A 24,454-nucleotide genomic window follows, 5' to 3' on the forward strand; every position below is an offset into this window, starting at 1 on the left:
CGTAGCCCCCTATTCCCCTTTAATGATTTTCATATTTCTCTCTAATATCTTTCTTCCTCTCCACCCAAAAGCTCTTCTACCGTAAATCTTTCTAAATTTCTTATTTGAAAGTTCAGTTATTTCATCTTCAGTAATTCTTTTTATTAAATCCTCACTAAATTGTGCAATATGAGTTTCTTCAATATTTTTATTGTGAGGACATACTTCTTGGCATATATCACACCCAAATATAATTTGACTTTTCATGAGTATATTCTTTTCTTCACATGTGAGTTCTTCCTTCTTCTGAGTTATATAAGATTTACACTTTAATGGATTTATATCATAATCACCCTTAATAGCTCCGCCTGGACAAGACTTCACACATCTCATACATCTAATACAACTACTATTTTCAAGTTGGGTATTATATTCTTTAAACTCTTTATTGGTAAGCATATACCCAATTAAAATATAAGAACCATACTTTTCATTTATAATATGTCCATTGATTCCCCAAAATCCTAACCCAGCTTTATATGCAACATATCTATCCACTAAAGGACCCGAATCAGTAAAACTCATATATTTGAAGTTTTCAACTTCCTTCCCTATTTTATCTCCCAAAAGATTCATCATATCATTTATTACAAAATGATAATCCATCCCATGTGTGTATTTTGCTAAATTACTCTCTTCATTACTTACTTTGTAATAAGGAAACAAGCACACAATAATTGATCTGCAATCCTCCATAGTAAGCTTTGGATTTATTCTTTTTTCAATATCTTGCTCTTCAAATCCAGTCAATTCATCTTTTTCTTTTCTTCCCATAAGTATTTCCCTTAGATCTTCAAATTCTTGGCATTTTATCACACCATATTGGGAAATCTCAAACTCATGAACTGATTTTTTTAAAATTTCATCTATAGTTAAATCATTTTTCATTTTTATTCACTCTCATTTACATTGAATTCCTACATAGATTCCAAGTTAAAACTAAATTGATACACACTCAAAACTCATAGAAACACTGCGATTTTGAGTATATATAAATAAAGTTTAACTACGGATTCTCTATACTTACATTCTACATTATACTCATATTATTGTAAAATATAGGTTTATTATTTTTACATTATAGAAATTAAGAAGAGAAATTATAATTTTTTCAAACCAATTAATAACCAACGATAATTTTTCGTTCTTCCTTGAACGCGCTTACTACAAATGTAGTTAATTATATACTCAAAGTTAAATCCCCCACACAACACAAAGTTGTATGAGGGATTTAATTTTATAATTTTATATTTTTAATTAGATTCTCCATCCTTTTGGGTACCTTATGAAGAATGTTTCCTCTGATACACTATCGTACCTAAACTCTTGAAATTCCATTTCATCTTCTCTTTCTATTATATCTTCTCTTTCTATTGTATCTTCTCTTTCTATTATATCTTCTCTTTCTATTGTATCTTCTCTTTCCATTTCATCTTCTCTTGTTCCTGCTCTTACCTCTACTCTCTTAGAAAACTCACCATCTAGGTCAAATGACTCGATTCCTACAACCACTTCCATTCCTGCTTTTAAGCGTGGTACTTTACTCAAGTCTATAGTGTAAGATACTGCATTCTTATCTAAAGTAGTTACATATTCCTTATTCACAAATAGATTATATCCATTGAGATCAATATCTGTGCTCTTGTTCCAAGTTACCTTAGCCATGCCTCCATGGATAGTTGCTCTCACATTTGATACTGGTTTAGGCATTCTTAAAAGGTCAATGTGATCAGGTCCCCAGTTAACATCCACCGGAAGATCTATACCTGCAACATCTCCCTTCTCTGAAAATTGCCATACTCTCCATCTAGTCCATCCTCCTCCGTCATTAGGAAATGGTGGATTTGCTGGAATATCACTATACATTGCAATCCAAAGAGGCATATCTGATAGAATATATCCCTTTTTAGAATGTTTGAAATTATTATACATATCTATGAAGAATGATCCTGTGTATATCATTAATCTTCTTCTTGTTTTGCTCTCGAATCTTTTTCTAAATCTATCCACCCAATCGAGAAGATTATCTGTGGATATTGATTTATCTAACGGTACCTCTACATCCACAACAGGGAATAACTCTCCGTAATCTCCCTTACCATACCCCTCTTGCAATATGTTTATGAAATCATCACATTGTGAATCCGCTGTAGAAAGGTCTGCTGATGGAACAGCAAAGTGATATGCACTTGATGGAATTCCATAATCCCTACACTTCTTTGCTAATTCAAGGAATTTTGTATCCACTTTGAACTTACCAGTTCCTGAGCCTGATGACCTCAAGAAAATAAAGTCACATTTAGTTGCCAGTATTTTAAAATCTGCATTTGCTCTGTATTGATTTAAATCTACTCCGAATAAGGATTTACTTGTCTTATTCTGCATAATAGCCTCCAGATATTATTTCCATTAATAATATATGATTCATATTTTAATATCTCCACTATTCCTGCGAATTTTTTGGTGATGAAAACCCATATTTACAGAAAATTTTCTGAATATCATCACTTATAAGCTCATTGTATATTTTTGAGGACTCATCTTGCTTTTTTAAAAGGCATATATAATAGTTACTTTTGACCTTCATAGCTTCTGGAACCTTTAATTTATACAACTTATCCTTTACTTTTTCCGTGAGGTCTGTGTTATATATGAACCCAACATCCCCTTCTCCAAGATATAATTTGTTAACAACTTGTTTCACGTTTATCTCCTCAGATACAACATTTCTTAAAACCTTATCACTAAATCCTTTCTCTATAGCATCAAGATTTTCAAGTAATCTAATTGCATATTCTCCTGCTGGAACCTGGTCTTCTGCTTTCAACACCTTGTAATTTCCTTGGATATCATTCCACTTTTCAATAGCATTTCGATTGTTCGCCGCTATTACAATCTCATTTGATAAAAATTCTTTATCTTTTTCAATCTGGATTTTCTCTTTTAGTTTATTGTATTGACTCTTACTAGCAGATATATATATATCCACATCTGCTCCCTGTTCTATCTGTAATCTTAGTTTACTACTACTATTAAAACTCACACATATTTCAATATCAGGATATTTTTCATTTATCTCTTCCACAGCATCACTGAGAGACTCTGTCATGGAAGCTGCAGCGTATATTATTACTTGATTCTCTTTTGTTTCTTTTTTTCCGCAAGAAACTAAAGTTCCTACTATTATGAACATCATCATAATACAAACTATTCTATTCCATGTATTCAATACCGTCACCTTCTTCAATAATTTAACCTTGAATTATTTTTCCTTGTTCTATCTTTATCACACTATCCACGTGTCCTTTTATATATAATGGGTTATGTGTTATAATCATCATCCCTGTATTCCACTTTGAACACTTATCTAAGATACACTTGAATACACACGCTCTAAGATTTTCATCCAATGAGGATAACCCTTCATCTATAAGGAACAATCTTGGTTTTATAACCAACATTCTAGCTATATCAACTCTTCTTAATTCCCCTCCTGATAGTTCTCCTGGACGCTTCTTCAATATATCCTTTATTTTAAGTCTAGTCAGAATATCTTCAAAATCTTTGCTATCTATATTCAACCCCATACGTATATTATCTTCTACTGATATATGTGGTATTAGATAACTATTTTGCCTTACATATCCCACTCTTCTCTTATGAACAGGAATATTTACCTTCTCTTGCGAGGAAAATAATATATCCTTTCCTAGTATAACCTTTCCTCTAGGGGGGATCTTCAAGCCAGATATAACATCAAATATACTAGTCTTTCCTGCCCCTGAAGGTCCAACTAAAGCACATCTCATAGAATCTATTTTTACATTTATGTTTAGATTTATATTCTCATACTCTTGTTCAAACTTTACATTTAACATCTCTCTAATCCCAACTCTTTCTTCCTAATAGGCTGATTACTATTAGTACCGTAACAGCAACTATTATCATTATAAGTGCCATAGATAGAGCTTCATTAAAATCTCCCTCCATGGCTGAATATATAGCTAATGGCAGTGTTTGTGTTTTGCCCCCTAGATTACCTGCGAATATTATTGTTGCTCCAAACTCTGCAAACGCCCGACCCCATGACATAATTGTAGCCTTCAGCAATCCAAATAGAGCCATAGGAATTGTCACCTTCAAAAAAACCTTAATGGGGCTCATTCCTAACAATAAAGCTGATCTTTCAATTTCAACATCTACCTTATCAAAAGCTTCCTTACCTATTTGGATGAATAGAGGTAAAGATACAAAACATTGAGCCATAATCACAGCAATAAATGTAAATGGTATACTCACACCAAACCCATTTAATAATTTACCGACAACTCCCTGCCTACCAAATGCTAGCAGTAATATTATCCCAGAAACAGAAGGTGGGCATAATATAGGGATGTTCAAAATCATGGATATCGCTCTCTTACCTTTAAATTCATTTCTTGACAGGTAATATGCTATAGGAATTCCAAGTGTAATATTTATTAAAACCGTAATTCCTGTACTCTTCAAACTCACCATAAGACTTTGTATAAATCTTTCCCCAATGTTAATTCCACCCTCTCTTAGTAAATATACAATGAGTGAAATTATTGGTATTGTAAAAAATCCTATCACTAATACCAGAAAAACTTTCATTAATATAGATCCTATACTTCCCTTCATCTACATATGCTCCGCTCTTTCATCTGTATTTTATTCTCCCTTTCCAAAAGAACACTTTGGATATACACACACATCACACCTCATACATAATCCTCCATGTGCCAGCTTTATGATATCCATCTTCTCTATTTTTTCCCTAGCCAATATTCTAGGGAGAACCAAATCAAATACACTTCTTTTAAAGTACATAACACACCCTGGCAATCCTAAGATCACTTTTTTTCCACTATATGCTACCAATAGCATAGAACCTGGAAGTACAGGCGCTCCATATTTTATAACCTCGCTAGCACACTCTCTTATAGCTGATGGTGTTAGATCATCTGGATCAACTGACATACCACCTGTACACACTACTATGTCAGCCTCACTCTTGAGTCCATCATTAACTGCTTGTACAATCTTTTCCTCATCATCTGGAACCTTCACTTGATTTATCACTTCTGAACCATACTCTTGAAATTTTTCTCTTATAACAGGTCCAAAAGCATCCTTTATTCTTCCATGGAATACCTCACTACCAGTTGTAACGACAGCCACTTTCATCTTGTTAAATGGTTTTATGCTCACAATTTTATCATTAATATTTTTTCTGACTTCATCTAATTTTTCAGTCTTTATAACAAGAGGGACGATTCTTGTTCCAGCCACAATATCCCCCTTCTTAACTGGAGCGTTATTATGGAATGTTGTTAGTACTATGTCATCATAGCAATTTAGCTTAAATAACATTTCCTTATTTATCTTTAATAGACCATCTTCAGATGCTATAAAGTTTATCTTCCCCTCTCTAACCTCTGTGAATTCCAATCCTTCCCCAGCTGCTATCTCCCTTAATACTTCCGCTGCATCATTTTCATGGGTCATGGTCTCATCGTTCTCCCACACATAGATATTATCTTTTCCAAGAGATAATAGAACAGGGATATCTTCTTGTGTAATTGTATGTCCTTTCTTAAATGCTCTCCCTTTAACTTCACCAGGTATTATTTGGGTAACATCATGGCATAATATCATTCCTACAGCTTCTCTAACAGGTTTTCTTTCCAAAAAAATCCCCTCCAAACTTCATCTTCTTTAAGTTCTCTCCACTTCCTTCATTCTTCACCTTAAGAATTTCTCCTAGAATAGCAAATGCTATCTCTCTAGGTTCTCCATTTGATATGTCAAGACCTACTGGAGCATATACTCTATTCAACACTTCTTCAGTTATACCTTTATCAATCAAATTCTTAAGTGTATGTGTTATTTTATGCTTACTGCCTATCATTCCAATATATTTAGCTTTACTATTAACTACCGCTTCTAGTGCCTCCTGATCATATTTATGACCTCTTGTTACAATAACTATATAATCATTAGATGTAATATTAATTCCCGTGAGATTTTCATATATGTCACCTTTCAAAACCTCTTCGCTATTAGTGAAAATATCTTTATCAGCAAATTCCTCTCTATCATCTAGCATTATAGTACGAAAATTCAGATAATTGCTCAGAAAATATAGTTCCTTTCCTATGTGTCCGCACCCTGCGATTATTATCCTATCACTTGGAATGAATACCTTGATATATATATCAGTCTTTCCTCCGCATTGCATGTGTAACTCTCCTTCATCATTCAAATGAAGAGTAAGGAGCTTATTCTTTCCTTCTTTAACTGCATTAATCGCCCTGTCTATAACTTCTTTTTCTAATGCTCCTCCCCCTATAGTCCCTGATATATTTCCATTCTCATCAATACCCATAGTTGTCCCTTCTTTTCTAGGAGAAGAACCATAAGAATCTGTCATAATAGCAATTGCACACCTTGTCCCATTCTGTATATTATCTTCAATAAACCTTAGAACCTTCAAATCTTCCACTAATTATCCTCCTTTCTTTTTCATTGCGTAATCCCTCTGTATATATGAATTCATTTAAGATATATTCAAATAATCAACTAGTGAGTATGCCAGTCTATTTTATGGCATCTTTAACTTGTAATTTTTTTTTCATATACCTACATATATTATAGCACTTTATTCATTTTTTAGTAATATATTGAATTTTTCATATTTTTTATGCAATATAAAATAGCACCAAGGCATATCCCCCTAGTGCTATATGAAATACTTTATTTTGTTGTTTATGATGCAGATAAATTTTCTATATCTTCCTCATTAACAATCTTAATCTTATTCAACAATTTAGGTGCAGAAATCTTTATTCCAATAGCACCTAATGGCGCAGTTATTATTATTGATAATACTGCTATTGCTAACATTAACTCCCCTCCAACAACTCCTAATTCTAGAGGTTTAGCTCCGATAGCAGCCTGTACTGTTGCCTTTGGAACATATGCAATGGCACAAAATATCTTTTCCTTCATTGATAACTCTGAATTGGTAAGCGCTATTACAACTCCAATAGTACGAGCAATAAGCCCTATTGTAATTATGATTAATCCTACTAATCCAGCTTTTATTGCAATATTAATATCCACAGCCGCACCAATCAACATGAATAAGAAAATCTGTGCGAAATACCATATCTTATTTAATGATGGTTGAATCTCCTCGGCAGTTTCTTTACTATACTCAAGAAGTAAGAAGCCTATAGCCATTATGCTTAGAAGACCTGATACTTTAATCATATCTCCTAAAATATATACACCGAAAGAAGATGCTAATAATATTAATAACTTATCTTGCTTAGAGAATTTGCTCTTAAACCTCTTCATAATCTTTATGATTATATACCCTGCAATACACCCTAATAATATTCCACCTACTATCTCAAAAGGTATTGCTAAAAGCTGCTTTCCTAAAGGAACTCCTGTATTCTTTTCAAGTCCTATGAATACAGAAAATAATGTCATTGCAAATATATCATCAATTGAAGATCCCGCTAAGATAAGTACTGGAATCCCCTTATCCATCCCTCTTCCCGACTCTTTTAGTTCTAGCATAGATGGTACTATTACTGCTGGCGAAACTGCAGCAATTATAAATGCTAAAATTCCTGATTGAATAAATGTAAAATCTAATAAAAAGTGAGCTACCAACAAAATCGCTGTACCCTCTAATAAACATGGAATTGATGCCATCTTCAAGGAAACCTTACCAACTTTCTTTAAGGTTTGTTTATTTATTCCTAATCCAGCTCTTAGAAGAATTATTATTAATGCCATACTCCTTATGTCTGCTGCATTATCAATTATTGAACCATCAATAAGATTGAGCCCATACGGACCTACCACTATACCTGCAATTATCATTCCAAGCAATCCTGGTAATTTAATCTTTGAGAAAATTTTATTTCCCAAAAATCCAAAAAACAATATTATAAGTATACTTTTAATCATTTTACTCTCCTTTTTATTACAAAATCGAGTTTTATCATCCTTAATGATTATATTACATTTTTCTAGAAACATCTACAGAAAACAGCAGGAAAAGAATTGTATAAAGAATAAAAAAAGACCTCTCGATTAATCGAGAGGATTTTGAGGACATAAACGTGTTTTGGAAATCTACCCTAATAATACATTTTTTTAATGGAGCGGTAGACGAGGCTCGAACTCGCGACCTCCACCTTGGCAAGGTGGCGCTCTACCAGCTGAGCTACTACCGCACATAAAAAAAATTGGTGCAGGTGAAGGGAGTCGAACCCTTACACCCGAAGGCGCTAGATCCTAAGTCTAGTGCGTCTGCCAATTCCGCCACACCTGCACGTATTATGATTTCCAAAGATTAAATCTTTGGTTATCATGCTTTAGAATTATGAGTTCTATTGAAATAGAACTCAATTGGCTGGGATAGCAGGATTTGAACCTGCGCATGACGGAGTCAAAGTCCGTTGCCTTACCGCTTGGCGATATCCCAATGTATGGGGTGGACGATGGGACTCGAACCCACGACAACCAGAACCACAATCTGGCGCTCTACCAACTGAACTACGTCCACCATATGGAGCGGGTGATGGGAATCGAACCCACGCTACCAGCTTGGAAGGCTGGAGTTCTACCATTGAACTACACCCGCATAAGTGGTCGGGGTGACAGGGCTCGAACCTGCGGCCTCATGCTCCCAAAGCACGCGCGCTCCCAATCTGCGCCACACCCCGATATGGTACGCCTTAAGAGATTCGAACTCCCGACCCACGCCTTAGAAGGGCGTTGCTCTATCCAGCTGAGCTAAAGACGCATATCACTTACATACCACTTATTTTTTCTTTTTTTGTACCCGTCTCTCGAGCACTTCTATATAGTATCACATAGTTTGAAGTATTTCAACAAAAAAAAACATAAATTTTAAAGTTTTAAAATTCAAAAAATTCCTATTAAATTTTCTGTGTTTTTAATCTATTATTATTATGTATAAATACCTAATTTGCAAGTACTGTTTTTGTGGTAAATCCGTTGATATACATTGATTCCCACTCTTTCCATATTATCTTTTAAATGATACAAGATATTATCTTCAACTTAGTAACAAACTAACTTAGACGCCCTCTACAAAATATATTTGAAAGCATTAGATTATACAACAACAATTCCTTATCAGCTATTATTCTTCGAATTAATAAAAAAATACGAATTAAACTCAAAAATATTTTTAAAATCTGATATAACAATATAATAGTACTATCGATTAAGTATTAATCATTTTAAATCATTATATTATGGTAGAAAAAATAAAAACCTAATCACATGAATATGATTAGGTTTTTATTAGTTTTTCAAAGTTACTTTTAAATATAAGCTCTTAATTTATTTTTTATATCTTCTGATGCAAAGCTAGCTTCAACAGAATAATTATACATTTGTTTATAGTCTTCCTCTGTGAATATATTCTTATCTTCTAATATTGTATATTCTTTATTCAAATCTGTATTAGATACAGTCATATTATCGGTGTTTATAGTTACTTTTATTCCATCTTCAAAATACGCCTTCATAGGATGTTCTTCATAACTTACAACCGCTTTAGTATGAACATTACTTGTCGGACATACCTCTAGTGCAATATTTTTCTCTTTCAGAAGTTTATATGCTTCGGGACAATCTTTTGAGTATACTCCATGTCCAATTCTTTCAGCATCTAAAAGTTCTATAGATTTTAATACATTTTCTCCTATTCCTGTTTCTCCAGCATGTATAGTAATTCTGTAACCTAATTTTTTAGCTAGATTTATAGGCTCTTGGAACACTTCTGGGAAATTTGCTCTTTCACTAGAACATAAATCTATAGCAACTACACCTTTCCCAATGTATTTTGCTCCTTTTTCTACAACTTGAAAACATGCCTCAACTGGCATAGTTCTCATACATGATAATATTAGATTTCCATATATATCAAACTCTTTTTCTGCACGTTTAATTCCACATATCACACTCTCAACTATCTCTTCAAAAGTTAACCCTTTATTAATATGAAGTAATGGTGCAAATCTTATTTCAATATATTTAACATTATCCTGTGCAACATCTTCCATAAGTTCATATGTGATTCTTTCTAAGTTATCTTTCGTTTGCATCACTTTATTAGCTATATCAAATTTCTCTAAGTATTCATCTAGTGATTTACAATTCTCTGGAACCTCTACTAATTTTCTAAATTCTTCTATACTTTCTACCCCTAGATTTAATCCTTCTTTTTTAGATAATTCAAATAAAGTCTCCGGTCTAACACTTCCATCTAAATGACAATGCAATTCAATTTTCGGTAATCCCACAACACCCATTGTTCGCCCTCCTATTCTTTATATACCAACATTCTTAGAGTTCACTCCATCTCTTTCATCAATATCATTCGTGTATTATCTTTAATTATTATACTCTATTTTTTTGATTCTGCCAACGTTTTCAGCATTTTATTTATAGAAATTGATCTGATACAATTTTACACAAACATGTAATCGATTAATACCAATTAGATTACATGTGTTAATTCCCGATGAAAATTTTTCAGTTTCCTAAAAAACAGAAGTCCGCTAATTTATACATCATTAGTATTCTTACCATAAGTATAAAAAAAACTTCTGATTACGAAGAAAATTTGAATAACAAATTTTCTTCGTAATCAGAAGTTTTTGGCTCCTGGTAGAGACCCCTAAACCATATCATTAGGGTTATACGAAGTTTACTTTTTTCATTTTTCAATATTGTACCACAAATAAAATAAAAGTCAACCTATAGTGATTGACTTTTATTTTCTGGGTAATTCTAGTTATAGCATATATATCATTTATTATGCTTCCTTTAATTTGTCTTTTTCTATATCTCCTAAACCTTTTTCATCAAGTTTCCTCTGCACTGATTCTTCTATAAGTGTTTTAATTAATACTGTAATTGGAACACCTAATAACATTCCCCAAACACCTATAATGGCACCGCCAACTGTAACTGATACAATAATCCAAAAGGCTCCTACCCCTACTTTATCCCCTAATATTTTAGGACCTAAGTACAAGCCATCAAACTGCTGTAATACTATAATTATTATTCCCGCTATAAGCGCATGTATTGGACTTACAAACAAGACGATAAGCACTGCTGGAACTCCCCCGATAAACGGTCCAAAATAAGGAATCATATTTGTTATCCCTATGATTATTGACAACAATGGTGCATATGGGATTCTAAAAATAAACATAATTACAAAACAAATAATCCCGATAATTATTGAATCTATTATCTTTCCAATGAAAAATCTCATAAATATTTCATTAGCACGTCTCCCTACTGCTAATACGTCATCCACTTTCTCTTTCTTACTAAATGCATACATCAATCTCTTTATTCTAGCCAAAAGATCATCTTTATCCAATAACATATATATAGCAATACACAAACTTACAATAAGATTAAATATCCCAGATGTAACCTGTAGCGCTGCACCCAATGAGTTCTGCAGTATTGTTGTTATTGCTTCTCCGAATTTTGTGACGAAACTTCCTAACATATTATTCAATTGCTTAAATATCTCTGAAGATTGATCCATCCCTACTCCAGCTACTATTTCGTCAACTATTTTATTCAACTGCTCAATATTTATTAGATTAACCAAATCCTTTATACTTCCTACTAATGTAGGTATTATAAATGATATTGAAATACCTATAAACCCTATTAATACAAGTAAGATTATTAATACACTGATACCTCTTTTAAACTTGAACTTATTGCATAAAAGCTTAACAAGTGGCTCAAGTACATACGCAATAGAAAAAGCTATAAATATAGGTTGAACAATCTTGAAAATCCACCTTAAGTTTTCCTCTTGTCCAACCATAAGATAGAATAAAATCCCAAAGACAATTAAAAACATAGAGTTTACAACTTTCTTTTTTTCTCCTCCAAATCGATCCATACTATTCCTCCTTAGTTTGTGTAACGCTTGTACCTAAATTTAATTATACATTATTTCTGTCATATATATTAATATATTTTTACAATTTGGTTAAATCTTTAAACTCTAATAAAAAGGCACGCTACACGTGCTTTTTAATTAAATCATTCTATATATTTTTTCTGATATTTCTATTCATAACTTAGAACTTTATCTAGAAATTTCTTCAGCTCTTCCGTTTTAGGATTGTTTAATATGTCCACACTTCCGTGCTCAATTATTTTTTGATTATCTATAAAGACTATATGATCTGCAATATGCTTAGCGAATCCAATCTCGTGTGTAACAATTATAAAATCCTTATTATTATCCTTAAGCTTTTTAATTGATTGAAGTACTTCATATGTTAGAGCTGGATCAAGTGCACTAGTTGGCTCATCTAAAAGAAGTATTTCAGGATTTATCGCCAAAGCTCTTACTATTGATGCTCTTTGTGCTTGTCCTCCACTAATCTGATGAGGGTATTTATCTTTATGTTCAAGTAATCCATACTGTTTTAACAGCCCTTCAATCAAATCTTTATTATCCTTCTCTGGCCTATCATGTACCTTTTCCAGTACTAAGCTAATATTCTTAAATACACTCAAATGAGGAAATAAATTATTATCTTGAAATACATATCCTACTTTCTTTCTGTAGCTATCTAAATCATCTTTAGATAAGTTGTGTTCATTTATCATTATATTTCCGCCATCATACTCCTCAAGCCCAGCAAGTAATCTTAGAAATGTAGACTTTCCTCCTCCACTTGGTCCAATAATAGCTACCACATTAACTTCACTTATCATTAAACTGATTTCATTTAGAACAATATTTTCAGCATACTTTTTTAATACTTTATTAACTCTTAATTCCATATTTACACACCTCTATAATTAAACCTTTTTTCAAGTAATCTTATAACAAACAGTAAAGGAACTGTCATTATTAAATATCCTACTGCTAAAATTATATACCCTTCAGCATAAGCAAATGTTGAAGCTTGAGTAGTAGTAATCACATTAAAGAACTCATCAAAAGCTATATATGATAGTAATGCACTACCTTTTATTAATAGTGCCAATTGTCCTGTTAAAGGTGGCAATATAGACATTATTACTTGGGGAAATATTATATATCTATATGTTTGATATTTGTTGAATCCAAACATCTTAGCAGCCTGCCATTGTCTAACATGAACAGATTCTATCGCTCCTCTATAAATATCTGCAATATATGCTCCTGTATATAATGCTAGGGTAATAACTCCTACTGTAAATTTATTATCAATATTAAATGCATCTCCAATATAATAATATGCTGCTATGATAATAACTAACAAAGGAACTCCAAATATTATTGTTTTATGAAATTCAGCCATATATCTCAAGAATAGTATTTTAGAATTGCTCATCATATATAATACTAGTCCCACTACTAGGCTTAAAAGTAATGCTGATATACTTATTAATATTGTACTAATCCATCCTTTTAATACTAACTGTGAATAATCAATATAAATATCAAATTCAAAGTCGTTTCCAACTGCTTTGTATAAAACAAACCTAAACAAAGCAATATACATACCAACTGCTATTAGAAAATGTAATATTTTTTTCATACCATGGCCTCTTTCTAGAAGAAGAAGTCTATATCATATTCCTCAAACTCTTCCATCTTATCTTTTAAATATTTTTCTCTTATTTCATCATAGGTTCCATCTTCCTTAGCTTTATTTATAAATTCATTTAGCTTTTCCACTAATTCAGATTCACCTTTTCTAACTGCTACACCCCAACCTTTTGTATTTGGTAGTGGTTCTAGAATCGTTCTAGTAGTATCTGGATAATTCTCATGATGCCTTATTACTGACAGAGGATCATAGATAAATACATCAGCTTTACCTTGAGCTACTTCAAGTACCGCACTTGCTTCTTCATTAACATTCTTAATGATTGCATTAGGAGCATTTTCCTTTGCCCAAAGAGCACCTATTGTTCCTGTTTTTGAAGCAATCACCACATCAGAACTATTCAAATCATCTACTGATTGTACTTTTGAATCTTTATAAACCAACATCATAAGTTGGCTTGTTGTATATGAAATTGAAAAGTCAACTCGCTCTTCTCTTGCTGGAGTTATTGTCATTGATGATATAATCATATCTATCTTACCAGTCTCTAATGATGTAATTAAACTTGGATATGGTACATCGACTATTTCAATCTCTTTCCCTGCAAACTCTCCAAATGCTTTAGCAAGCATAACACTTGCCCCTTCTGGATCGCCTTTTTTGTTCTTTGTTTCAAATGGAGGATACTTCAGTTCCATACCTACCACAATTGTTTCTTTATCAAGAGAACTCTTTGATTTCTCAGAGTTCTTGTCACTTGCACAACCAACTAAGCTGGTTAACGCTAATGATAATACACCAAAAATCACAATCATCTTCTTTAATTTATTCATTTTCTTATTCACTTTTTTATTCACTTTATCAACTTTCCTCCTGACCTCTATTAATTTCTTTATTAACTTCTTTTTTATCAATTTTTCTGATGTATTTACTATATTAGTAATCACTATGTATACCAGAGGTAAGTATACCTCCTACATTAAATAAATATTTAAGCTCTTATAATATTATGATTACAAATAATAACTTTTATCTCTCAGATGCTTAGCTACCTTCTTCTTGATTGTACTATTTTTAATATGACATTTTGTTGTCATATTTTTCGATTTAATTCTTATAGAACGGGTAGTTATTCTAATTGTTAAATAATATCCCAATTAAAAATATAATAATCGAATTATTTTCTGAATCTTTAATGATTTAATTATTGTGATTAATTAAAAATAATTATTCTTTATAACTGATTTTATCAAACCCAACCAAATTGGTCAACTTTAAATATTGTTAGTTACTTTTTGAGGGACAGTTCTCAAGTTTTTATTTATAAGTAAAAACTTGAGAACTGTCCCTTTTCCCTAATTTAAAAACCAGTACCTATTGAATCAAAGGTACTGGTTTAATATTACTGATTTAACTTCCTATTATTTCTAATCTCTTTCTGTATTTTTTTAATTGCTTTCTTAGATCCCCTCTTTAAATCATGCTCTAGCTTTCTATCTTTATATGCTTTAAATAATATATCAAAATCATAATCTTCTGGATAAAGTTTTTCTCTCTTTATATTCAGCTTAACCCTTTTAATATTGACTTCCTTATATTCATCCCCAATTAAGACTACTATATTATTTAACTTATCTCTTTCATTGTAAACTATTGCCTTCTGTCCATTTTCAAGTAATATAACCTGATCACCAACTCTATATTCAAACTCTATAGATTCTTTTTTCGAAATAATCCTAGAAATCTCATCATTTCTCAATTTACTCCTCTTTACTAAGTTATATTCATATTTTTTATCATCTATATAACCCTTAGCTCTTTTTAGTACTGATTCCTTTACCCCTACCTTTTTTGATATCCATAATGCATTGCTTTCTCCACCTTCACCAATAACCATTTTATAAAGGGGTTCTAAAGTATCTGGATTAAACTTCATATGAGCATTTTGGAACTCTGGATGTTCATAAGCATAACGCTTAATGTCTGCATAATGTGTAGTTGCAACTGTTATTGCCCCATAATAATATAATTCTTCAAGTATAGCAATAGCTAATCCTGTACCTTCATTTGGCTCTGTCCCAGTACCTATTTCATCAAATAGAATTAAGGAAGAATTATTTGCTTGATCAAGTATATCCGAAATATTCTTCATATGGGAAGAAAAGGTACTCAACGCATTTTTTATACTCTGATTATCCCCAATATCAACAAATACATTATCAAACACAGATAGTTCTGTTCCATCATTTGCTCTAACATGTACTCCCGATTGCATTGCTAATGTGAGTATGCCAATAGTCTTTAATGCTACAGTCTTTCCACCAGCATTAGGCCCTGTTATTATAAGACTTCTATATTCATCCCCCACTTCAAAATTTAAAGGTACAGTATCACCCTCCAATAAAGGATGTATTCCATTAACTATTTTTATATATCCTCTAGTATTAATTACCGGTTCAATTCCATCAATTCTTTGGCTATATTTTGCTTTTGCAGAAATCATATCATATTCAGCAATCAACTCAATATTAATCTTTATTTCTCTCAATTCCTCATATATTATCCCTGTAAGATAAGCTAATATTTGATATTCTTCTGCCTTCTCAGCATATTTCAACGTACTAAGTTCACTATTTAACTTACTTACTGATGATGGTTCAATAAATACAGTGGTTCCTTTAGCTGAACTATCAATTATATTACCGTCTACTTTGTTCTTATAATTAGCTTTAATCGGAATAACATATCTACCGTTTCTCATACTCACAAAGAATTCTTGTATATACTGGGAATAATGAGATGATGATAACATCTTATTTAGCTTCTCTTTAATTTTTCCTTCAGTAGCATCCATATTTCTTCTTACTCTTGATAGTTCTTTACTTGCAGATGAATCTACTTTATTATTCTTAATTATTCTATTAATCTCATCTTCTATATTGGTTAATTCACTCATAGAATATGCATATTCACTGAGAACTGGAGCATATGCTTCTTGTTGCACCATAAACCTCTTTATTTTCCTACAGCCCCTTAAAAAATCCCCTATATGAGTAGCTTCTTCTGCTTCTAACAATCCACCTTTTTCCACCTTCTCAACCAAAGCTCTAATATCATAAATTCCTTCTAAGGGAATATGCCTAGAATCGTCTAATATTTTTCTTGCCTCACTAGTCTCTCTTAACTTTTTCTGTATAACAGTTAGATTACTCGAAGGAATCATTTTATCAATTAATTGCTTCCCTAAGCCACTAACACAATATCCTTTTATTATTTCCTTAAAATCGTTATATCCTAATGTATTAAATGTATTTATATTCAATGTTATTTCTCCTTCATAAGCAAATTTTATCAAAACCATTAAATTCCGCAAGGTTTTTTATATTAACCCTTATAAAATTACCCATAAAGTACTGTCCTAAGATTAGAATCTTTAACCCATATATTTGTGTAAATAAAAAAGTCACAGACATGTCTGTGACTTGAAGAATTATCTCTTTTAGTTATTTCTACAACTTAATAATACGTTTTATATTAAACGTAGGTTTATAGAAATATTTATAAAGATTGAATACTAATATTTCAAATATATAAATAATCTAATAATGCCGTTTATATTAATCAATTACTGATTAATACAGCACTATTCCATCAAATAACTTCTCATAATTATTCATATTCAGCATTGAAATCATACTATTGCTTCAATCTTTGTAACTTGAGATATCTTGAGTAGACATATACTTTACAGATAGTATTAAATAAATCCTCAACTAACAAAGGTATGTTATACCCCTTAAAAAGATTTATTTAAATATTTTTTTAACTATCTAACCAGCAACATACTCATAAAATACCTCTCTAATATAATTAGGTCATATTGAAATTAACCTTAATAGTAATTTTTATATTCTAATCTTATATGTAATAATATAGCAACTTCATATTATTGTCAAGCTTTGGGATTTACAATCTTAAAAAAAGAAAGACTAGGGACAGTTCTCAATAATTCACATATTATATTATGCGCAATTCAACATTTTGGCTCCTTGTTCAATTAACTTATTTTATATTTTATTTCCTAAAACATAACGAAATGTTACATATTATTGAGAACTGTCCCTATTTCTTTTTTTGAACCTAACTATTAATTTGTTCTGCTATATCATTTAGGTACTCCCATCTCTCCATCTTTTCTTCCAATAAGCCTTCTGTTTCTTCTTTTTCCTTAATAAGTTCATTTATTTTTACATAGTTACTAATTTCTTTCTTTAATTGATTCTCTATCTCTGAAAGCTTTGTCTCTAAATCCTCAATCACTTTATCAATTTGTTCATATTCTCGTTTTTCATTAAATGAGAATTTAACCGTCTTGTTTCTTATATTTTTATTTTGAATACCATCTTCTTTTACTTCTGAACTACTAATATTTATATTCTTTTTTGAACTAACAGCTTTTTCTTTATCCATATTTTTAGATTGCTTCATTATCTCAAGATAGTCAGTATAATTTCCATTGTATCTTTCAATATTTCCTTCACCTTCATATGCAAAGATATTATTACATATTCTATCCAAGAAATATCTATCATGCGATACAGTTATAACTGGCCCACTAAATTCTTCAATAAATTCCTCAAGAATTGATAATGTGGTAGTATCCAAGTCATTTGTAGGCTCATCTAGTAGTAATACATTCGGTGCTCCCATAAGAACTCTTAATAGATGAAGACGTCTTTTTTCTCCTCCTGATAGCTTTCCAATGAAATTGAATTGTATATCTGGTTGGAACAAGAATCTTTCTAACATCTTTGAAGCTGATATTTTTTCACCATTAGCAAGCGGAAGAAATTCTGCAATCTCTTTAACAAAATCAATAACTCTCATGTTATCATCCATATGAAAAGTTTCTTGACTGAACATTCCAATCTTCACAGTATCACCAATAGAAATAGTACCTTGATCCGCTTCAATCTCTCTATTAATTATCTTGATAAGAGTTGATTTACCTATTCCATTTTCTCCAACAATACCTATTCTATCATCTTTTAAAATCCTATAGCTGAAATCTTTAATGAGTAATTTATTATCATAACTCTTTGATATATTTTCTATTTCTATGATTTTCTTCCCTAACCTTGAACTCATAGAAGAAAACTCAAGCTTATCTTGTCTAAGATCAACCATTTCTTCCTTAAGTTTATCAAACCTATCTATTCTAGCTTTTTGTTTTGTTGATCTTGCCTTTGCCCCTCTTTTTATCCATGCCAGTTCTCTTCTAAAACGATTCTCATTCTTACGCTGAGCCGATATTTCAAGTTCCTCTCGTTCTGCTTTTTTTTCTAAGAAGATACTATAATTACCGTCATATGAATACAGGTTACCCTTCTCAATCTCAACTATTCTATTTGTCACTCTATCTAAGAAATATCTATCGTGGGTAATCATCAATACAGCACCTTTTCTTCTGTTAAGATACTCTTCCATCCACGCAATTGTATCACTATCCCTATGGTTGGTAGGCTCGTCTAATATCAACAACTCACATGGGGTTATTAATGCTGTTGCTAATGCAATTCTCTTTCTCTGTCCACCTGATAACTCTCCTACCTTCTGGTTAAAATCATTAATATCTAATCTTGTTAATATACTCTTTGCTTCTGCTTCCTTATCCCATAAATTAAGATTATTTATCTCATCTTGCATCTTAATCATTTTATTTTTTTCTTCTGAACTAAGATCTGTTTTATTCAATAACCCTTCATATTGCCTTAAGACCTGCATTTCTCTAGAATTACCTCTGAATACTTGTTCAATAACTGTAGCATTCATATCAAAATCAGGATTCTGAGATAGAAACTCAATAACTATATTATTTTTTTTAGTTATAGTTCCTTTATCAGCATATTCGGTTCCAGCTATAATCTTCAATAATGTTGATTTACCAGTTCCATTAATACCAATTATACCGATTTTTTCTCCTTCATTTATTCCTAATGAGATATTTTCCAACAATACTTTTTCGCTATAGCTTTTACTTATGTTCTCTAAAGTAATTAAGTTCATGTAATCCCTCTCTTTTTCTATTTATCTCTTTATACTCCATCTACTATTATCTAAAATCTATTATATCAGCTTAAAAAAAATAAACTAGAGTAATATTAAGTGGCTGATTCCTAAAAACTACTTGCTATCAATATTAATCCAAATCATTTATTGTGAATGACTAGCAATTTATTTATATTTCCTTTCATGCTCCAATAACCAAGCTTTTCTATCTACTCCACCTGCATAACCAGTTAATTTGCCATTACTTCCAATCACCCTATGACAAGGTATAATAATGCTTAGTCTGTTTTTCCCATTGGCCGCTCCTACAGCTCTTACAGATTTTTCTCTACCCATAGCCATAGCTTGTTCTTTATACGATATAGTTTCTCCATAAGGAATTTTAGTCAACTGATTCCAAGATATCTTTTGAAACTCTGTCCCTTCAAATTCTATAGGTATTTGAAAACTCTTTCTTTCCCCTTTACAATATTCTTCTAATTGTATCATAACCTTCTTCATAACTTCAGGTAATTCTTCTATGTTATCACAATTTGCTTTATAGTTGTTTTTTTCAATGTAATTAATATATGACTCTTTAGTTAAATCTTCCAAGAATAATATACAGGTTATTGCTCTTCCGTTTCCACAAATCTCTAGAACACCTATTGGAGTCTCAAGATATACTAAATCTGTGTATAACCTTTTCAGTTCTTTCATTTTAATACCTCCTTGGCTTATATCATAATTATACACTTTTTTTACATATACAATATAGAACAAGAATTACCAATACATCATATAATACATTGAATTACTTATATGAAAGAAAGGAATGTATATGCATTATAATGATTGTTACGACGAAACTTTCAGAGATATAAATGATCTCTTTACTAGAGAATCTAATATAACTATACGAAATAATCTAAATACTACCTTGATGAGAACCAATGTAAAGCTTAAGAGTGGACATTTCAGAAAAGGTACTTGGGAGGAAGAGGAACTCCCTGGATCAATAATTTCCTCAGGTGATAAAACTACATTTTCAGTTAATAATGAGGGCATATCCTATGTAAACGGACCCGAAGGTTCTGTTACTTATACAACGGCAACCCCTCTAAAAGGTGTTGATAATCCTAGAATAGTAATCTCTTGGAATAACCCATTAGGTACTGAACAAAGCACTTATGTTGCCACTTCGTACCCATCTGAACTGATAAAGCATACCCTATATCCTCCTGTTGATGCTTTAGATGGCTGGAATCAGAACATTGAAATTGTTATATCTGAAACCTAACTTTTAGGGACAGTTCTCAAGAAATTAGCAACTCTCCCTAAAAACTTAGAGGGACAGTTCTCAATAATTTAATATAGATATACTAAATTATTGAGAACTGTCCCTCATTTTTATATTATTAATCTATGGTATTTACTTCAACACATTCATCTTATACATAAGATACATATCCTCGTTAAACGGATGATTTTTATCCTTTTCCCTTTCAACACACACCTCTCCTGGTGCCTTTCTATATTCAAAAAAATCGCTGGTAAAAATTCCTCTTCCTTCTGTATAAGATGCAACAATTGTGCCATACTTTTGCGATGTATCTGAAGGTATTGTTCCGGTTATCTCAAATTCATTATTTATATTTAAAATATTGAGAACTGTACCTCTCATGAATTTAATATCTGCCATAGCTTTTCCACTAACTTCATTAGGCACTTTCAATTCAAAATTACAGTATGGTTCCAGAATCTCTGTACCAGCCTCTTTTAATGCCCTCATTAAAGCCAAAGGAGTAAGATTTCTAAAATCTGCTGGAGTGCTATCTACACTATTATAGTCTGAAAAGAAAAATGTAACCTTCATATCAGTAATTTCCCAACCTTTTAGTCCACATTTACACGTCTCGTACACAGCTTCTCTCACAGCATTCTGAAATGGTTTTAAAAGATCACCATAAGAAACCTCAGTTTCATAAATTATTCCTGCTCCTCTTTCAGCTGGTTCCACCCTAATTCCTACCCCTGCGGCAAAAGGATTCTTACCCCTATAAATAGGCATGATACTCTCACCAAATCCTATAGGTGCTTCCTTATATATAGTATGCACATCATCAAATATGACCATTAAACCAAACTGTTCCTCTAAGATTTCCTTTATTATATCTATCTGTATTTCACCCAAAACACTAACATAAATTTTCTTTGTATAATCATCTATCTCTAAATTTAATAATGGGTCTTCTATGCTTAATCTTTTAAGTGCTTCATAAAGGGCTACATTTTCCCTTGGATTCACGCACTTCACAGCTGTCTTAATAGTAGGCTTAGCTATGCTCGCTATTTTCATACCACTACTTCTATATCCTAGTATATCACCAACCATCAACTCGTCAGTGCCATAAATAATTCCAATATCACCTTTTTGAATCTTATGGGATTCAATACACCTGCCTTCTTCTAACACTTTTACTCTTTTAACTTTAAACATTCTATTACTATCATGAATATTTATTGTATCCCTCACCCTAAGTTCTCCATCATAAATCTTCACATATATCTCTTTTTCCCCATTACTGTTATGAGTAATCTTAAATACCCTACCTGATAAATCCTTCCTAGCTTTATTGTTATCGCTAAACATTTCAGGTATATAATTAAATATTTCATTAATCCCTAAGCCTAACAAAGCAGATCCAAAAAACACTGGGTATAATCTGCATTTATTATTCTCTTGGATTATCCTATTTATCACATAACTCTTTTCAATCACTTCTCTATCTAAATATCTTTCCAAGATTGACTCGTCTATATCACATAATTTTTCTATAGCTTCGTCCATAATCTCACTATCATTTAATATATTACCTAACTTCACTTCTCTAGATCCTTGCTTATCAATACATTGAAGTTTCACTATATTTTCACTGAGTAATTCTCTTATGTCTTTAATCAACTCTTCGCAATCTACTCCTAGTCTATCAACCTTATTTACGAATATTATTGTAGGTATTTCTAAGGATTTTAAAATCTTAAATAATACTCTAGTATGAGATTGAACTCCTTCTTTTGCCGATATAACCAAAACAGCACAATCAAGTATACTCAAAGCTCTCTCAACCTCAGCTACAAATTCCACATGTCCAGGAGTATCTATAATATTTATCTTGTTACCATTTATATTGATTGAGATAGGAGTGGATTTAATAGATATTCCTCTTTTTCTTTCTATCTCCATTGAATCTGTTTGAGTGTTTCCATTATCGACTCTTCCTATTTCTCTTATTGCTCCACTCATATATAATAAATTCTCAGTAATTGTTGTTTTACCAGCATCAACATGTGCAACTATCCCTAAATTAATTATTTTCTTATTTTTATTTATTTCATTAGTTTCTTCTTTATTTTTAATCAAATTATGCCTCCATATTCGGCATGGACTTGATATATTATTCCATTGAATTCATATTTATCTTTGCAAGCACCATGCCTGTTTTTTTATAATTCTCACTGAAATATCGATTTTTTTCATATTTACATCTCCCTTTGTAATATAAATTTACTCTTTTTAGCATATGAAAATTTGAGTTTATTACTACTTGAGTACTTATGCTCAAGATTCTACCTTTATATTATTTCATAAAAGGACTATAGTTTCATAGGTATAGAATGATTATATTCATTTGATGCATAAATTTTATAATCTACTCGAACTCCAAAATTGAATTCTCATTAATCTGCATGTATACTTGTTATTAGGTAAATAATTGATATGCTAACGGAGGCTAAAAATGAATCTATTGACCTTAAATTGTCACTCATGGCAAGAAGATAATCAAATTAGCAAATTACAAATAATAGCTAAAACTATATATGATAATGACTACGATGTTGTAGCTCTTCAAGAGGTTAGCCAATTGATTTCCTCTAAATGCGTTTTTAATAATATTCATGAAGATAATACCGGCTATTTAATTAAACAATTTCTCGAAGATATATCAGGTAGAGAATATTACCTTACATGGGATATATCTCATGTTGGCTTTGGTAAATACGAGGAAGGGGTAGCTATATTATCCAAGCATCCTTTTGTAGTGGAAGATTCTTTTATTGTTTCTTCATCATCAACTCGTGATAATTGGAAAACTAGAAAAATAACATATGCACGTATAAAAGTCGATTCTCAACTATATGATTTCTATTCAGTTCATCTTGGCTGGTGGGATGATAATGAAGATAAATTTGATTCTCAGATTGAAAAATTACTTACTTACTTGGATGATGAAACTACTTGTTTCTTAATGGGTGATTTTAATAACGATGCTTTTCTCACCGGTGAAGGATATGATTATTGCCTATCGAAAAACTTATATGATACCTATGCCCTCGCTCAAACTAGAGATAATGGTGTTACAATAGAAGGAGAAATACATGGATGGGAAGGACGAAGTGAAAATAAAGACCACCGTATTGATTGGATTCTTACCAATAAAAAGTTGAATGTACTGTCATCAAAATGTATTTTTAATGGATCAAATAAATCTTTTGTTTCTGATCATTATGGCGTTGAAATTAAGATTGATGATATTGATATGTAATATTTCTTCGAAATAAAAACCTTGTATAGTTGGAAAATCGTCCAAATATACAAGGTTTATCTTATTGCTTAATATCAATCTTATTTATCACAA

18 protein-coding genes, 7 tRNA genes, 1 pseudogene and 1 riboswitch are annotated in these 24,454 nt (G+C 31.5%); of the genes and pseudogenes, 2 read left to right on the forward strand and 24 right to left on the reverse strand.

The features are described from left to right. Positions 1-9: 9 nt before the first annotated feature. From queG to KDK92_RS20585, 23 genes and pseudogenes are all read right to left on the reverse strand, one after another. The gene (queG, locus tag KDK92_RS20475) at positions 10-927 is read right to left on the reverse strand and encodes a tRNA epoxyqueuosine(34) reductase QueG (protein ID WP_250861281.1); all 918 of its coding nucleotides are present in this window, start codon (positions 925-927) and stop codon (positions 10-12) included. Positions 928-1,503: 576 nt separating this feature from the next. After that, positions 1,504-2,424 (reverse strand): annotated as a pseudogene (locus KDK92_RS20480) (glycoside hydrolase family 25 protein); the annotation flags it as partial. A 58-nt stretch (positions 2,425-2,482) separates the two neighbouring features. Beyond that, on the reverse strand, positions 2,483-3,268 hold the full coding sequence (gene modA, locus KDK92_RS20485; protein WP_250861282.1) for a molybdate ABC transporter substrate-binding protein: 786 nt from the start codon (positions 3,266-3,268) through the stop codon (positions 2,483-2,485). A 22-nt stretch (positions 3,269-3,290) separates the two neighbouring features. Next, entirely contained in the window at positions 3,291-3,917 is a 627-nt protein-coding gene (locus tag KDK92_RS20490; RefSeq protein ID WP_250861283.1) for an ATP-binding cassette domain-containing protein, read from the reverse strand. 4 nt (positions 3,918-3,921) lie between these two features. Then, the gene (modB, locus tag KDK92_RS20495; RefSeq protein WP_250861284.1) at positions 3,922-4,701 is read right to left on the reverse strand and encodes a molybdate ABC transporter permease subunit; all 780 of its coding nucleotides are present in this window, start codon (positions 4,699-4,701) and stop codon (positions 3,922-3,924) included. A gap of 30 nt (positions 4,702-4,731) precedes the next feature. Continuing rightward, on the reverse strand, positions 4,732-5,751 hold the full coding sequence (locus KDK92_RS20500) for a molybdopterin-binding protein (protein ID WP_250861285.1): 1,020 nt from the start codon (positions 5,749-5,751) through the stop codon (positions 4,732-4,734). After that, positions 5,732-6,565 (reverse strand): XdhC family protein, encoded by an 834-nt coding sequence (locus KDK92_RS20505; RefSeq protein ID WP_250861286.1) that lies wholly within the window; start codon positions 6,563-6,565, stop codon positions 5,732-5,734. The genes KDK92_RS20500 and KDK92_RS20505 overlap by 20 nt, the downstream gene beginning before the upstream one ends. A gap of 263 nt (positions 6,566-6,828) precedes the next feature. Continuing rightward, positions 6,829-8,046, reverse strand: a complete 1,218-nt coding sequence (locus KDK92_RS20510) for a cation:proton antiporter (RefSeq protein ID WP_250861287.1) — start codon at positions 8,044-8,046, stop codon at positions 6,829-6,831. 193 nt (positions 8,047-8,239) lie between these two features. After that, positions 8,240-8,315 (reverse strand) — tRNA-Gly (locus KDK92_RS20515). A 13-nt stretch (positions 8,316-8,328) separates the two neighbouring features. After that, a tRNA-Leu gene (locus KDK92_RS20520) sits at positions 8,329-8,413 on the reverse strand. A 78-nt stretch (positions 8,414-8,491) separates the two neighbouring features. Beyond that, positions 8,492-8,566, reverse strand: a tRNA-Gln gene (locus tag KDK92_RS20525). Positions 8,567-8,571: 5 nt separating this feature from the next. Next, positions 8,572-8,647: transfer RNA gene (locus tag KDK92_RS20530), tRNA-His, on the reverse strand. A 4-nt stretch (positions 8,648-8,651) separates the two neighbouring features. Continuing rightward, a tRNA-Gly gene (locus KDK92_RS20535) sits at positions 8,652-8,725 on the reverse strand. A gap of 5 nt (positions 8,726-8,730) precedes the next feature. Beyond that, positions 8,731-8,807: transfer RNA gene (locus tag KDK92_RS20540), tRNA-Pro, on the reverse strand. A 3-nt stretch (positions 8,808-8,810) separates the two neighbouring features. Continuing rightward, positions 8,811-8,887, reverse strand: a tRNA-Arg gene (locus tag KDK92_RS20545). Positions 8,888-9,434: 547 nt separating this feature from the next. Beyond that, positions 9,435-10,427, reverse strand: a complete 993-nt coding sequence (gene add, locus KDK92_RS20550) for an adenosine deaminase (protein ID WP_250861288.1) — start codon at positions 10,425-10,427, stop codon at positions 9,435-9,437. A gap of 315 nt (positions 10,428-10,742) precedes the next feature. Further along, a riboswitch (purine riboswitch) is annotated at positions 10,743-10,842 on the reverse strand. A 91-nt stretch (positions 10,843-10,933) separates the two neighbouring features. Further along, positions 10,934-12,055, reverse strand: coding sequence for an AI-2E family transporter (locus KDK92_RS20555; protein ID WP_250861289.1), 1,122 nt, complete (start codon positions 12,053-12,055; stop codon positions 10,934-10,936). A 170-nt stretch (positions 12,056-12,225) separates the two neighbouring features. Further along, positions 12,226-12,951, reverse strand: a complete 726-nt coding sequence (locus KDK92_RS20560) for an amino acid ABC transporter ATP-binding protein (RefSeq protein ID WP_250861290.1) — start codon at positions 12,949-12,951, stop codon at positions 12,226-12,228. 2 nt (positions 12,952-12,953) lie between these two features. Further along, the gene (locus KDK92_RS20565) at positions 12,954-13,694 is read right to left on the reverse strand and encodes an amino acid ABC transporter permease (protein WP_250861291.1); all 741 of its coding nucleotides are present in this window, start codon (positions 13,692-13,694) and stop codon (positions 12,954-12,956) included. Positions 13,695-13,708: 14 nt separating this feature from the next. Further along, positions 13,709-14,563: a transporter substrate-binding domain-containing protein gene (locus KDK92_RS20570; RefSeq protein WP_250861292.1), complete on the reverse strand. Its 855-nt coding sequence runs from the start codon at positions 14,561-14,563 to the stop codon at positions 13,709-13,711. 545 nt (positions 14,564-15,108) lie between these two features. Beyond that, complete coding sequence (locus tag KDK92_RS20575) at positions 15,109-17,028, reverse strand: endonuclease MutS2 (protein WP_250861293.1); 1,920 nt, start codon at positions 17,026-17,028, stop codon at positions 15,109-15,111. An 818-nt stretch (positions 17,029-17,846) separates the two neighbouring features. Then, positions 17,847-19,772, reverse strand: coding sequence for an ABC-F family ATP-binding cassette domain-containing protein (locus KDK92_RS20580; RefSeq protein WP_250861294.1), 1,926 nt, complete (start codon positions 19,770-19,772; stop codon positions 17,847-17,849). A 168-nt stretch (positions 19,773-19,940) separates the two neighbouring features. Beyond that, on the reverse strand, positions 19,941-20,474 hold the full coding sequence (locus KDK92_RS20585; protein ID WP_250861295.1) for a methylated-DNA--[protein]-cysteine S-methyltransferase: 534 nt from the start codon (positions 20,472-20,474) through the stop codon (positions 19,941-19,943). A 121-nt stretch (positions 20,475-20,595) separates the two neighbouring features. Between KDK92_RS20585 and KDK92_RS20590 the strand changes: the two genes are divergently transcribed. Next, the gene (locus KDK92_RS20590) at positions 20,596-21,054 is read left to right on the forward strand and encodes an aegerolysin family protein (RefSeq protein ID WP_250861296.1); all 459 of its coding nucleotides are present in this window, start codon (positions 20,596-20,598) and stop codon (positions 21,052-21,054) included. A gap of 132 nt (positions 21,055-21,186) precedes the next feature. Here KDK92_RS20590 and KDK92_RS20595 read toward each other — a convergent pair whose 3' ends face one another. Further along, positions 21,187-23,178, reverse strand: coding sequence for an elongation factor G (locus KDK92_RS20595; RefSeq protein WP_250861297.1), 1,992 nt, complete (start codon positions 23,176-23,178; stop codon positions 21,187-21,189). A gap of 376 nt (positions 23,179-23,554) precedes the next feature. Between KDK92_RS20595 and KDK92_RS20600 the strand changes: the two genes are divergently transcribed. Continuing rightward, positions 23,555-24,361, forward strand: coding sequence for an endonuclease/exonuclease/phosphatase family protein (locus KDK92_RS20600; RefSeq protein ID WP_250861298.1), 807 nt, complete (start codon positions 23,555-23,557; stop codon positions 24,359-24,361). Positions 24,362-24,454: the final 93 nt, after the last annotated feature.

Origin of the sequence: Oceanirhabdus seepicola, from assembly GCF_023684385.1 — a bacterium.
GTDB lineage: Bacteria > Bacillota > Clostridia > Clostridiales > Clostridiaceae > Oceanirhabdus > Oceanirhabdus seepicola.